At 69.5% G+C, this 12,724-nt stretch carries 10 protein-coding genes; all 10 read left to right on the top strand.

Annotated features, from left to right (window positions below; translation table 11 throughout):
• Positions 1-150 precede the first annotated feature (150 nt).
• The 10 genes from GGR16_RS21875 (at position 151) to GGR16_RS21920 (ending at position 12,630) form a co-directional block, all read left to right on the top strand.
• Positions 151-1,494 (top strand): NAD(P)H-dependent oxidoreductase, encoded by a 1,344-nt coding sequence (locus tag GGR16_RS21875; RefSeq protein ID WP_210289670.1) that lies wholly within the window; start codon positions 151-153, stop codon positions 1,492-1,494.
• Positions 1,495-1,735: 241 nt separating this feature from the next.
• Positions 1,736-2,752 carry a thiamine pyrophosphate-dependent dehydrogenase E1 component subunit alpha gene (locus tag GGR16_RS21880; RefSeq protein ID WP_183318154.1) on the top strand — a complete coding sequence of 339 codons (1,017 nt, stop codon included), beginning with the start codon at positions 1,736-1,738 and terminating at the stop codon, positions 2,750-2,752.
• A gap of 7 nt (positions 2,753-2,759) precedes the next feature.
• Positions 2,760-3,758: an alpha-ketoacid dehydrogenase subunit beta gene (locus tag GGR16_RS21885; protein WP_343059924.1), complete on the top strand. Its 999-nt coding sequence runs from the start codon at positions 2,760-2,762 to the stop codon at positions 3,756-3,758.
• Positions 3,758-5,056 carry a dihydrolipoamide acetyltransferase family protein gene (locus GGR16_RS21890; RefSeq protein WP_183318157.1) on the top strand — a complete coding sequence of 433 codons (1,299 nt, stop codon included), beginning with the start codon at positions 3,758-3,760 and terminating at the stop codon, positions 5,054-5,056. The genes GGR16_RS21885 and GGR16_RS21890 overlap by 1 nt, the downstream gene beginning before the upstream one ends.
• Positions 5,057-5,170: 114 nt before the next feature.
• The gene (locus tag GGR16_RS21895) at positions 5,171-6,169 is read left to right on the top strand and encodes an ABC transporter substrate-binding protein (RefSeq protein WP_183318159.1); all 999 of its coding nucleotides are present in this window, start codon (positions 5,171-5,173) and stop codon (positions 6,167-6,169) included.
• Positions 6,170-6,190: 21 nt separating this feature from the next.
• Entirely contained in the window at positions 6,191-7,897 is a 1,707-nt protein-coding gene (locus GGR16_RS21900) for an ABC transporter permease (RefSeq protein ID WP_019401619.1), read from the top strand.
• A complete protein-coding gene (locus tag GGR16_RS21905; protein ID WP_019401618.1) occupies positions 7,885-8,961 on the top strand; it encodes an ABC transporter ATP-binding protein in 1,077 nt (358 codons plus the stop codon). The genes GGR16_RS21900 and GGR16_RS21905 overlap by 13 nt, the downstream gene beginning before the upstream one ends.
• A gap of 5 nt (positions 8,962-8,966) precedes the next feature.
• On the top strand, positions 8,967-10,118 hold the full coding sequence (locus GGR16_RS21910) for an MBL fold metallo-hydrolase (RefSeq protein ID WP_183318161.1): 1,152 nt from the start codon (positions 8,967-8,969) through the stop codon (positions 10,116-10,118).
• 8 nt (positions 10,119-10,126) lie between these two features.
• Positions 10,127-10,876, top strand: coding sequence for a 5'/3'-nucleotidase SurE (gene surE / locus GGR16_RS21915; protein ID WP_183318163.1), 750 nt, complete (start codon positions 10,127-10,129; stop codon positions 10,874-10,876).
• A gap of 92 nt (positions 10,877-10,968) precedes the next feature.
• Positions 10,969-12,630, top strand: coding sequence for a Na/Pi cotransporter family protein (locus GGR16_RS21920; RefSeq protein WP_183318165.1), 1,662 nt, complete (start codon positions 10,969-10,971; stop codon positions 12,628-12,630).
• Positions 12,631-12,724: the final 94 nt, after the last annotated feature.

Consider the following 12,724-nt stretch of genomic DNA (forward strand, 5'->3'; position numbering starts at 1 on the left):
CAGTGACCGCAAGCGCCCCGGGAGGCAAGCGCGCGGCGTACATCGCATCCCGCTTGACGCGCAATCGTTCATGAATTTATGTTCGTTGCAATGTACAAATGTGCCGATCACGGCATGTCACGGAACCGCCGTGGAGAGGGGAAACAGCCCATGGACACCAGAGCGCCTGCGGGGCGTGCCAGTGACGATTCCCTCATCGACGCCCTCCAGCGCCGCGAGCGCGAGGGACGGCCGGTCCGCGTCGGCCTCATCGGCGTCGGCCAGATGGGCACCGACATCGTGGTGCAGACGACCCAGATGCCCGGCATCGAGATCGTCGCTGCGGCCGATGCCATCGCCGAGCGGGTCAGCGAGGCCTGCGCCATCGCCGGCGGCAGCGCCCGGCAGCCGAAGACCGCGACGAGCCCGGGCGAGGTCGCGGCGGCGATCGCCGAGGGCCGCCTCGCGGTCGCCCCGTCCTACGAGGCGGTCTGCGCCGCCGAGGGCGTCGACGTCGTCATCGACGCGACGGGCAATCCCAATGTCGGGGCCATGGTCGCGCTCGCCACCATCGCCGCCGGCAAGCACATCGTGATGATGAACGTCGAGGCGGACATCACCATCGGCAGCTATCTGGCGGCCAAGGCCGACGAGAAGGGCGTCGTCTACACGCTCGCCGCCGGCGACGAGCCCTGCTGCACGATGGAGCTGATCAATTTCGTGCGCAGCCTCGGCTATCCCGTCGTCGCCGCCGGCAAGGGCAAGAACAACCCGCTGAAGTTCGATGCCACGCCCGACGCCTACGAGGAGGAGGCGCACCGGCGCAACATGAACCCGCGCATGCTGGTGGAGTTCGTCGATGGCTCGAAGACCATGGTCGAGATGGTCGCCGTCGCCAATGCCGCCGGCCTGGTGCCGGACCGGCCGGGCATGCACGGGCCCGCCGCGCCGCGCGAGGAGCTTCACAAGGTGCTGTGCCCGCAGGAGGACGGGGGCCTCCTGTCGCGCCGCGGCGTCGTCGATTTCTCGGTGGCGCGCGGCGTCGCGCCGGGGGTCTTCGTCATCGCCGAGATGCGCCATCCGCGCATCCGCGAGCGGATGGAGGACCTGCACCTCGGCGAAGGGCCCTACTACACCTTCTACCGGCCCTATCATCTCACCAGCATCGAGGTGCCGCTGTCGGCGGCGAACGCGGTCATCTACGGCCGCAGCCTGATGCGGCCGCTGCCGGTGCCGAGCGCGGAAGTCGGCGCCATCGCCAAGCGCGACCTCACCGCGGGCGAGACGCTCGATGCCATCGGCGAATATTGCTACCGCGGCATCGCCCTCTCCCGGGCGGATGCGCTCTCGCTGAAGGCGCTGCCCATCGGCCTCGCGCAAGGGGCGAAGGTCACCCGACCGGTGCGCAAGGGCGAGTATCTCACCTACGAGAACTGCGCGCCCGATGAGAGCCTGATGATCGCCAAGGTGCGCAAGGAGCAGGACGCCTTCGTCGCCGGGCTGGAGGGGCGGTGATGCGGAGACGCGGGGGGTTGATCCCTCCCCTCGAGGGGAGGGTGGATCGCGCCGTAAGGCGCGAGACGGGTGGGGTCGAAACCGGGAACCATGTTCAACGTTGGCCGCATCGCCCCCTCCGTCACCGCTTCGCGGCGCCACCTCCCCCTCACGGGGGAGGATCAACGCCTCCGGCGTTTGAATGCGAAGGACAGGGTGCTGTGCCAACGTCCACCCGACCAGCCACCGAGGTCATGACGCGATGAAAGCCGACACTGACACCACCGCCAGGCGGCCCAACCAGCGGCCGGAGCTGGCGGCCATCGACGACGAGACGATGCGGAGCGTGCTGCGCAAGATGCACCTCATCCGCAAGTTCGAGGAGGCGGCCGAGGCGAGCTACATGCGCGGCCTCATCCACGGCACCATGCACCTGTCCATCGGGCAGGAGGCGAGCGCCGTCGGGGCGACGCTGGCGCTGATGGACGAGGACTACATCCTCTCCACCCACCGCGGCCACGGCCATTGCATCGCCAAGGGGGCGGAGCCGGCGCGCATGTTCGCCGAGTTCTTCGGCAAGGAGAACGGCTATTGCCGCGGGCGCGGCGGCTCCATGCACATCGCGGATGTCGACGGCGGCAATCTCGGCGCCAACGGCATCGTCGGCGGCGGCCTGCCCATCGCGGTCGGCGTCGGCATGAGCATCAAGGCGCAGAAGCTCGACCGGGTCGCCGTCGTCTTCTTCGGCGACGGGGCCTCCAACGAGGGTGCCTTCCACGAGGCGCTCAACATGGCCTCGATCTGGAAGCTGCCGATCCTCTTCGTCTGCGAGAACAACAAGTACGGCATGTCGATGGACATCGGCCGCGCCATGGCGGTGCCGAACGTCGCCGATCGTGCCGTGGCCTATGCCATGCCGGGCGTCGTCGTCGACGGCAACGACCTGCCCGCCGTCGCCGCGGTGGCGCGCGAGGCGGCCGAGCGGGCCCGGGCCGGCGGCGGGCCGACGCTCATCGAATGCAAGACCTATCGCCTGCGCGGCCATTCCAAGAGCGACCGCAATCTCTACCGCACCAAGGAAGAGATCGAGGATTGGCGCAACCGCTGCCCCATCCGCCGCCTCGAGGCGGAGCTCGTGGCGCACGAGCGCTTCACGCCCGAAGTGCTGATGACCATCGAGGAGGCGGCGCAGGCGGAGATCGACACCGCGCTCGACTTCGCCAAGGCGAGCCCCGACCCGGACCCGAAGGACCTGACCCGCGATGTCTACGCTGACTGAGGCCCCCGTGGAGAGCGCGGTGCGCGAACTCACCTATGCCGAAGCCATCCGCGAGGCGCTGGCCATCGCCATGGAGGCGGACGAGCGCGTCTTCCTCTTCGGCGAGGATGTCGGCGTCTACGGCGGCGCCTTCGGCGTCTCGGGCGATCTGGTGCATCGTTTCGGCACCGAGCGGGTCATCGACACGCCGATCAGCGAGCTCGGCATCGCGGGGGCGGCGGTCGGCGCGGCGATCACCGGCATGAAGCCTGTGCTGGAGATCCAGTTCTCGGATTTCGTGACGCTCGCCATGGAGCAGATCGTCAACCAGGCGGCCAAGATCCGCTTCATGTTCGGCGGCAAGGCCAAGGTGCCGATGGTGGTGCGCCTGCCCGGCGGCTCGGGCACCGGCGCGGCGGCGCAGCACAGCCAGAGCCTCGAGGCGTGGTTCGCCCACGTCCCGGGCCTCAAGGTCATCCAGCCGTCGAGCCCGCACGATGCCAAGGGCATGCTGCTGTCGGCCATCGACGACCCCAATCCCGTCCTCATCTTCGAGCACAAGCTGCTCTACAAGACGAAGGGCCATGTGCCTGAGGGCGACTATCGCGTGCCGATCGGCAAGGCGGCGGTCCGGCGCGAGGGCCGCGACCTCACCATCGTCGGCTCGTCGATCATGGCCGTGCGCGCCGCGGCGGCCGCGGAGAAGCTGGCGGAGGAAGGCATCGACGCCGAGGTCATCGACCTGCGCAGCCTGCGCCCCATCGATTTCGACACCATCGCCGCGAGCGTGCGCAAGACGCACCGGCTGATGGTGGTCTACGAGGGCGTGAAGACCATGGGCATCGGCGCCGAGATCTCGGCCATGATCGCCGAGAGCGACGTCTTCGACTTCCTCGACGCACCGATCGTCCGCCTCGGCGGGGCCGAGGTGCCCCTGCCCTACAACCCGGTGCTGGAGAAGGCCGCCGTGCCGCAGGAGGATGACATCCTCACCGCCGCGCGCCGGCTCGCTAGGGGAGACGCCTGATGCCCGTCGAGGTCATCCTCCCCAAGGTCGACATGGACATGGAGACCGGCTCCATCGAGGCCTGGAAGGTCGCCGAGGGCGATGCCGTCAAGCAGGGCGACATCCTTTTCGAGATCGGCACCAACAAGGCTGTGATGGAGGTGGAGGCCCCGGCGAGTGGCATTATCCGCAACCTCGTGCCCGCCTCTGGCGAGCCGATCGCGGTGGGCACGCCCGTGGCGTGGATCTTTCAGGAGGGTGAGGAGGCGGGAGAGGCAGCCGAACCGACGGCGGGAGCGCCGGGAACTTCTCTCGCCGTTGGCAGAGTGGCGCCACAAGAGGGGCCGCTGCCGTCTTCCGTCACGACCCCCACCCCCAGCCCCTCCCCGCAAGGGGGAGGGGAGTCGGGCGCGCCGATGAACGGTAGACATGCCGCCCCCACGGCGGACGGCATCCGCGCGACGCCGCTCGCCCGCCGGACGGCGCGCCTCAACGGCATCGCCATCGACGCGGTGACGGGCTCGGGCCCGCGCGGGCGCATCACGGAGAAGGACGTCCTCGCCCATCTCGCGCAGGCGGAGAGCGCCGCGCCGGCGCCCGTCGCGGCACGGGCACCCGCCGAAACGCCGGCGGAAGGCGAGCTCGTCCCCTTCGGCCCCGTGCGCCGCATCATCGCGAGCCGCCTTGCCGAGAGCATGCGGGTCGCGCCGCATTTCTACATGACGGCGCAGATGGACATGAGCGCCCTGCAGGCCTTGCTGAAGCGCGTCGGCCCGCGCATCGAGAAGGCTGTCGGCGTCAAGCCGAGCCTCACGGTGCTTCTCGCCCGCGTCGTCGGCGGCATCCTGCCGCGCCACCCCATGCTCAACGCGAGCGTCGAGGGCGATGCGGCCCGCCTGCACGCCGCCGTCAACATCGGCATCGCTATGGAGCGCGACGGCGATCTCGTGGTGCCGGTGCTGCGCGGCGCGGAGGGCAAGACCCTTGCGGAGCTGACGCGCGACTTCGGACGCCTGCGCGAGGCGGTGGCGAGCCGCAGCATCCAGCCGGCGGACATGCGCGGCGGCACCTTCACCCTCTCGAACCTCGGCATGTTCGGCGTCGACAGCTTCACGGCCATCATCAACCAGCCCGAGAGCGCCATCCTCGCCATCGGCCGCACGGTGGAGATGCCGGTCGGCCGCAACGGCGAGATCGTGTTGAGGCCGATGGCGACCTTCTCGCTGTCGTCGGACCATCGAATCGTCGACGGTGTGGCCGCCGCACGCTTCATGGCGGACCTCAGGGAGGCCATTGAATGCCCGGAGGTGCTTATCTGAGGTAACTATCGGAAATATAAAAGAATCCATCGTCACAAAAACAATATGCCCGGACGATAGGAATGCCGGCTTCGCGCATCCTGCGCAGCCCGGCCCACAGTGGGAGGAGAATTCATGAACACGCTGACCCGCCGCACCCTCGTCGCCGCCGGTGCGCTCGCCGCCGCGCTTGCCGCGGCCCCCGCCTTTGCGCAGGCGCCGTCCGGCAAGCTGGTGCTCTACACCTCGCAGCCCGAGAAGGACGCGAGCCTGACGACGGAGGCCTTCAAGAAGGCCTATCCCGGCATCGAGGTCGAGATCTTCCGCTCCGGCACCACCGAGGTGATGGGCAAGCTCGCGGCCGAGTTCACGGCCGGCGACCCGCGCCCCGACGTCCTCCTCATCGCCGACGCGGCGAGCATGCAGGCGCTGAAGAAGGACGGGCGCCTCCTGCCTTACGCCGAGGCCAAGGTCGAGGGCTTCGACAAGGAGACCTACGACGCCGACAAGACCTATTTCGGCTCCAAGCTCATCACCACGGGCATCGCCTACAACACCGGCGCGGCCGAGAAGCCCACGTCCTGGAAGGACCTGACCAAGGCCTCCTACAAGGGCCAGATCTCCATGCCGAGCCCGCTCTATTCGGGCGCTGCCGCCATCATGCTCGGCACGATGGTGGACAACGCCGACCTCGGCTGGTCGTTCTACGAGGGGCTGAAGGCCAATGACGCGGTGGCCGTGCGCGGCAACGGCGCCGTGCTGAAGTCGGTCGCCAGCGGCGAGAAGGCCTATGGCGTCCTCGTCGACTTCATGGCGCTCAACGCCAAGGCCAAGGGCTCGCCGGTCGATTTCGTCTTCCCGGCCGAGGGCGTGCCGGCGGTGACGGAGCCGGTCGCCATCCTCAAGACTACCAAGAACGAGGCCGCCGCCAAGGCCTTCGTCGACTTCATCCTCTCCGACGAGGGCCAGAAGCTCGCCGCTTCCATGGGCTACGTCCCCGCCAAGGCCGGCATCGCCAATCCCGAGTGGCTGCCGGAGGGCACGAAGATCGAGCTGATGGCGACGAACATCGCCAAGGTCGTCGAGACGACCGACGCGGACAAGAAGCGCTTCGCCGACATGTTCGGCAACTGAGCCGGACGGGTCGCGGACATCATGAGCGGCAGTGCTGCCAAGGCCATGCGCGGCGGGGACCTCACGCTCCTGTGGGGGCTCGTCGTCCTCGTCGCCATCCTCTCCATCCTGCCGCTCGCACGCCTCGTCATCGAGGGCATCGCGCCCGGCGGCGCCGTGTCCTCGGGCGTGATCGGCTCGGTCCTGTCCGATCCGACCACCTGGACGGCGGTGCGCAACAGCCTGGTGACGACGCTCGGCGGCACCGTGCTCGCCGTCGTCATCGGCAGCATCGTCGCCTGTTTCGTCGCCCTCACCGACATGCGGGCACGCAACGCCTTCGTCTTCTGCTTCGTGCTGCCGCTGATGATCGCGCCGCAGGTCACGGCGCTCGCCTGGCTGCAGGTGACGGGGCCGTCGAGCGCTCTTCTCAAGATGCTCGGGCTCGCCCCGCCGCTCGGCACGCGCAACCCGCTCTATTCGGCCGAGGGCATCATCCTGCTGCTCGGCATCCAGTACGCCCCCCTCGTCTTCCTGACGCTGCGCGCGGGCCTGCGCGCCCTGCCGAAGGAGCTGATCGAGGCGGGCCTTGCCGCCGGGGCCGGCAAGCTGACGGTGCTGCGCACCATCATCCTGCCCTTGATGACGCCGCCGCTCGTCGCCGGCATCGCGCTGTGCTTCGTCTCGAGCCTCGGCAATTTCGGCATTCCGGCCTTTCTCGGCATTCCCGCCAACTACCTCGTGCTGCCGACGCTGATCTACCAGCGCCTCGCCGGGCTCGGCCCGGGCGTCCTCTCCGAGGTGGCCGTCCTGTCGACCCTCATCGGCGTCATCGCCATGGCCGGCATCATCCTGCAGGACGTGATGCTGCGCCGGCGCGACTTTCGCATCACCACGACCTCGACGGCGGCGCGCCCCTTCGAGCTGCGCGGGTGGCGGCTGCCGAGCGAGATCCTCTTGTGGGGGCTCGTCCTCCTCATCCTCGTGGTGCCGCTCGCCGGGCTCCTCGCCACCTCGCTCGTGCCCAGCTACGGCGTGCCGCTCAATGCCGCGACGGCCACCTTCGAGAACTACGACTATGTGATGTTCGACCACGCGGGGTCGAGACGCGCCTTCGCCAACAGCTTCGGGCTGTCGGCTGCCGCTGCGCTCGTCATCGTCGTCGTCTCGGTGCCGCTCGCCTATTTCCTCGTCTGGCGGCGCTCGCGCATGCTGCGGCTGCTCAACCTCGCCGCCGAGCTGCCCTATGCCCTGCCGGGCGTGGTGCTGGCCATCGCGGCCATCCTCATCTTCCTGAAGCCGCTGCCGGTTCTCGGCATCTCGCTCTACAACACCATCTGGATCATCTTCTTCTGCTATGTGGCGCGGTTCCTCGTGCTCGGGCTGCGCCCGGTCGCCAGCGGCTATCACCAGCTCGACCGCACATTGGAAGAGGCGGCCCAGGTCGCGGGTGCCGGGCTCATCCGCCGGCTCGTCACCATCATCCTGCCGCTCGTCGCGCCGGCGGCGACGGCGGGCGCCCTCCTCGTCTTCCTCACCGCCTTCAACGAGCTCACGGTTTCGGCCCTCCTGTGGTCGTCCGGCAACGAGACGCTCGGCGTCGTCGTCTTCTCCTTCGAGCAGGGCGGGGATTCGACCTATGCGGCGGCGCTCGCGGTGCTGACGGTCATCGTCACGCTGGCGCTGATGCTCTCCACCCTTCTCTTCGCTCGCAAGCTGCCCCAGGGAGTGCTGCCGTGGCGCGACTGACCATCGACCGGGTCTCCAAGAACTTCGGCAATTACCGCGCCCTCGACACCGTCTCCATGGAGGTCCGGGACGGGGAATTCCTCGCCGTGCTCGGCCCTTCGGGCTGCGGCAAGACCACGCTGCTCAGGCAGGTCGCCGGCTTCGACCAGGTCGACGACGGCGAGATCCGCATCGGCGACACGGTCGTCTCTGACACGCGCCGGCACGTGCCACCGGAGCATCGGCGCGTCGGCATCGTCTTCCAGTCCTACGCGCTGTGGCCGCACATGAGCGTGTTCGACAATGTCGCCTACGGCCTCAAGGTGGCGGGGGTGAAAGACCCCGAGCGCACGCGCCGCGTCAAGGAGGCGCTCACGCTCGTCGGGCTGGAGACCTTCGCCGAGCGCCGCCCGGGCCTTCTCTCCGGCGGCCAGCGCCAGCGCGTCGCGCTCGCCCGCTGCCTCGTCACCGAGCCTTCGCTCGTGCTGCTCGACGAGCCGCTCGCCAACCTCGACGTGCACCTGCGCGCGGCGATGGAGGACGAGTTCGCCCGCTTCCACGAGCGCACGGCGACGACGATGATCTACATCACCCACGACCAGGCCGAGGCCATGGCACTCGCCGACCGCATCGCGGTGATGGACCGGGGCCGCCTGCTGCAGCTCGCGACCCCCTCCGACCTGTTCCGCCAGCCCGCCAACGAGACCGTCGCCCGCTTCATCGGCGAGGGCATGGTGCTGCCCGTCGAGGTCGGCGCCGCGGACAGCGAGGGCCGCTGCCAGGGCCGCATCCAAGGCCTTGAGGTCTCGTTGCGTGCTTCACCACTGCAGAAGGCCGGCCATGCGAAGGTGTGCCTCAGGGCGCGCGACCTTGCGATCGCCGGGCCTGGCGAAGCGGGGCTCGGAGCGCATATCGTGCGGACCGTCTACCAGGGTGGCTTCTTCCGGCTCGAGGCAAGCCTCGTGCGGGCGCCCGACGTTACCGTTCATCTCGAGGTGCCGGAGCCCTTCCACCACGGCCCGGGCGACATCGTGGACATCGCCGTGCACGACGGCTGGGTACTGCCGGCGACGACCGAAAGCTGAAGCAGATGCGGATCCACCTTCTCGGCGGCTTCGGTGAAAAGGGCCGCACGAGCCTCGCCATCGAGAGCAAGGGCTATCGCCTGATGCTCGACGCGGGCATCAACACGAGCGTGAGCATGGACGACGCGGATTATTACCCGCGCGTCTCCCCCGCCGCTCTCGTGGCCACCGATGCGCTCATCATCACCCATGCCCATGAAGATCATGTGACGGCGCTCGGCTGGGCCATCGCGCAGGGCTTTGCCGGCCGCATCCTGATGGGCGCCGAGACGGCGCGCGACGCGGACATGGCATGGGCCGGCTATGCGGCGCCGGCGGACCGCGAGCGGGCGCGCGCGGCCGCGGTCGAGACCCTGCCGGCGCGCGGCACCGTCGCGCTCGGCCCCTTCACCGTGACCACCGGCCGCTCGGGCCACATCGTCGGCGGGTCCTGGTGCGTCATCGACGACGGCGCGCGGCGCTTCGCCTATTGCGGCGACGTGGTGCCCGAAAGCCCCGTCTTCATGATGGATCCGCTGCCGCCCTGCGACGCCATCGCCATCGACGCCTCCTATGGCGACGACGACGTGCCGGCGCGCGAGCGGGCGCGGCAGGTCGCCGCCTTCGTGGCGCGGCATCCGCAGGGCTGCGTGCTGCCGACGCCGCTGGCCGGCCGCTCGCTGGAGCTGCTCGCCATCCTGCCCGAACCGATCGCGCTCGCCCCCGACATGCGCGAATCCCTTGCCGCACAGCTCGCCGCGCAGGAATGGCTGCGCCCCGGCATCCGGGACCGCCTCGCCGAACGCCTCGCGGCTGCCGCCGATTGGCGGGAAGGCGAGCCGCTGCCGAAGGCCGCCCTCCTCTGCTACGACGGCATGGGCATGTCCGGCCCCTCGGCCACGATCCTGCCCCTCGCCGAGCGGCAGGGCCACCCTGTGCTGTTCACCGGGCACCTGCCGAAGGGCAGCCCCGGCGACAGGATGGTGCGGGCCGGGCGCGCTGCCTGGAACCGCCTGCCGACCCACCCGACGCTCGGCGAGAACCGCGCCATCGTCGCCGCCAGCGGCGCGCGCATCGTCCTTGGCCATTCCTGCGACCCGGCGACGCTTCGCGCCCTGGCCGCGCACATTCCCCTCCTCCGTGCCGATCTTGCGACCGGCACGAGCCTCGACATCTGAAGGTTTCCATGCGCGTTCTCATCGCCAACGACGACGGCATCGCCTCCCCCGGCCTCGCGCTTCTCGCCGAGGCCGCACGGGCGCGCGGCGACGAGGTCTGGATCGTCGCGCCGGAGCGGAAATGGACGGCGGCGAGCCATCAGCTCTCTTTCGACAAGGACATCGTGCTGACGCGCCGGGAGGCGCGGACCTATGCCTGCTCGGGCGCGCCGGCGGACTGCGTCGTCGCCGCCCTGTCGGTGCTGATGGCGGCGACACCGCCCGATCTCGTCCTCTCCGGCATCAATGACGGGCGAAACGTAGGGGAGGACATGGCCTATTCCGGCACCATGGCCATCGCCCGCGAGGCGGCCATGTGGGGCCTGCCGGCCCTCGCCTTCTCGCGCACGAAGGGCGGCGAGACGGGCCTTCGCGAGCGCGACGCGGTGCGGGCGCTCATCGACCTTCTGTGGGCGGCGCGCGGCGACTGGCACCACGAGGGCACCTGGATCTCGGTCAACCTGCCGAAGGACCTGCCGGCCCCGCTCGCCGGCGCGCGCATCGGCCGCGACAAGATCGCCGCGGCCATGGACGTGACCACGCAGGACGGCGAGCGCATCACCTGCCGCATCCGCCGCGGGCGGCCGCATACGCTGTTGCCGGGCGACGAGAACACCGCGATCGACAGCGGCCATGTCACCATCGTGCGGCATTGCTGGTTCGCCCATGCGCCGCTCGAGGATGCAACCCTGGCGGGCTGGAGCAGCATGGTCAAATAGCCGGCTTACAGTAAGATGCCGGCACCGGCGGGAGGATCGAACACCGGTCGAAGCAGTTGGACAGGGCCGGCTTGGCGGCAAGGGAGCGTTGAATGTCGGCGAATCTGGTGCTGATCGACCTTCTCGGTGCGGGCGCCCTGCTGCTCTGGGGCCTGCGCATGGTCAAGACCGGCGTCACCCGTGCCTTCGGCTCGAGCCTCCGGCACTGGATCGCGCTCGGCACCACCAACCGCTTCAAGGCCTTCTTCGCCGGCCTCGCCGCGACCATCGCCGTGCAGAGCAGCACGGCCACCGCCCTCATCACCGCCTCCTTCGCCAGCCGGGAGCTGATGACGACGGCGATGGCGCAGGCGATCATGCTCGGCGCCAACGTGGGCACGGCGCTGGTGACGCGGCTCCTGGCGCTCGACCTGCACTGGCTGTCGCCGGTCCTGATCCTGTCCGGCGTCGCCACCTTCATGGCGAGCGACGGTTCGCGGCCCAAGGCCATCGGCCGCGCGATCATCGGGCTCGGGCTCATGCTCCTGTCGCTGCAGCTCATCGGCGCGGCGACGGAGCCGATGCGCGCCTCGCCCACGCTGCAGAGCCTGCTCGCCGCGCTCGGCGCCGCGCCCGTCATCGGTCTGCTCGTCGCGGCGGTGCTCGCCTTCGTCGCCTCGTCGAGCCTCGCCATCGTGCTGCTCGTCGCCTCGCTGGCCGCCTCGAGCAACATGGATGCGGGACTCGTCGTCGCGCTCGTCCTCGGCGCCAATCTCGGCGGGGCGGTGCCGCCGGCGCTCGCCACGGCGGGCTATGGCCCGCTCGCGCGGCGCGTCACCCTCGGCAACCTCGCGGTGCGCGGCGCCGGCTGCCTGCTCGCCCTGCCGCTCATCGGCCCCATCGACGGCTATCTCGCCCGGGCCGCGGCGCTGACCGGCAATTTCGCCGTCGACGTGCACCTTGCCTTCAACATCGCGCTCGCCCTCCTCTTCCTGCCGCTCGTCGGCCTCATCGCCCGCATTGCCGAGCGGCTGATGCCGCCGCAGCCGGAAGACCGGCTGGGCCCGCGCTATCTCGACACGTCCTCCCTCGACACGCCGGCGGTGGCGCTGAGCTGCGCGGCGCGCGAGACGCTGCGCATCGGCGACGTGGTGGAGGTCATGCTGGTCAGGAGTCTCGAGGCGCTGCGCAACAACGACGCCAAGCTCAAGAGCGAAATCGCCAAGATGGACGACGAGGTCGATGCGCTGCAGCAGGCGGTCAAGCTCTATCTCTCGCGCCTCGGCCACGAGGGCCTCGACGACGAGGATGCACGCAAGGCGACCGAGATCATCTCCTACGCCATCAACCTCGAGCACATCGGCGACATCATCGACAAGAGCCTGCTCGACATGATCGCCAAGAAGATCAAGTACGGCCTGCGCTTCTCGCGCGAGGGCATGGCCGAGATCGAGGAACTGCACGCGCGCACGCTGGAGAACCTGCGCATCGCGCAGAGCATCTTCATCAGCCGCGACATGGATCTCGCCCGCAAGCTGGTGGAGGTGAAGGTGGATGTGCGCCACATGGAGCGCCTGTCGGCCGAGCGGCACCTGGAGCGCCTGCGCGAAGGGCGCATCGAGAGCATCCAGTCGAGCACCCTGCACCTCGACGTGCTGCGCGACCTCAAACAGATCAACGCCCATATCACGTCGGTCGCCTACCCCATCCTCGACGAGGCCGGCGCCCTGCGCGAAAGCCGCCTGCGCGGCGATGGCAAGGCGGCTGTCGCGTGAGCTTTTGTGAGACCGCCTCCTGGCCCGAAGAAAAGCGGCCCGATCCTGCCGGACCGGGCCGCTTCGCAGTTACCTTGTGCTCGTTGGGAAAGCC

This window comes from Chelatococcus caeni (genome assembly GCF_014196925.1).
Lineage (GTDB): Bacteria > Pseudomonadota > Alphaproteobacteria > Rhizobiales > Beijerinckiaceae > Chelatococcus_A > Chelatococcus_A caeni.

What these genes read in the sequence shown, in the direction of transcription:
- GGR16_RS21890 (WP_183318157.1), top strand. Translation starts at nt 3,758, where the DNA reads ATGCCCGTCGAGGTCATCCTCCCCAAGGTCGACATGGACATGGAGACC.
- GGR16_RS21910 (WP_183318161.1), top strand. Translation starts at nt 8,967, where the DNA reads ATGCGGATCCACCTTCTCGGCGGCTTCGGTGAAAAGGGCCGCACGAGC.
- GGR16_RS21880 (WP_183318154.1), top strand. Translation starts at nt 1,736, where the DNA reads ATGAAAGCCGACACTGACACCACCGCCAGGCGGCCCAACCAGCGGCCG.
- surE (WP_183318163.1), top strand. Translation starts at nt 10,127, where the DNA reads ATGCGCGTTCTCATCGCCAACGACGACGGCATCGCCTCCCCCGGCCTC.
- GGR16_RS21875 (WP_210289670.1), top strand. Translation starts at nt 151, where the DNA reads ATGGACACCAGAGCGCCTGCGGGGCGTGCCAGTGACGATTCCCTCATC.
- GGR16_RS21920 (WP_183318165.1), top strand. Translation starts at nt 10,969, where the DNA reads ATGTCGGCGAATCTGGTGCTGATCGACCTTCTCGGTGCGGGCGCCCTG.
- GGR16_RS21900 (WP_019401619.1), top strand. Translation starts at nt 6,191, where the DNA reads ATGAGCGGCAGTGCTGCCAAGGCCATGCGCGGCGGGGACCTCACGCTC.
- GGR16_RS21895 (WP_183318159.1), top strand. Translation starts at nt 5,171, where the DNA reads ATGAACACGCTGACCCGCCGCACCCTCGTCGCCGCCGGTGCGCTCGCC.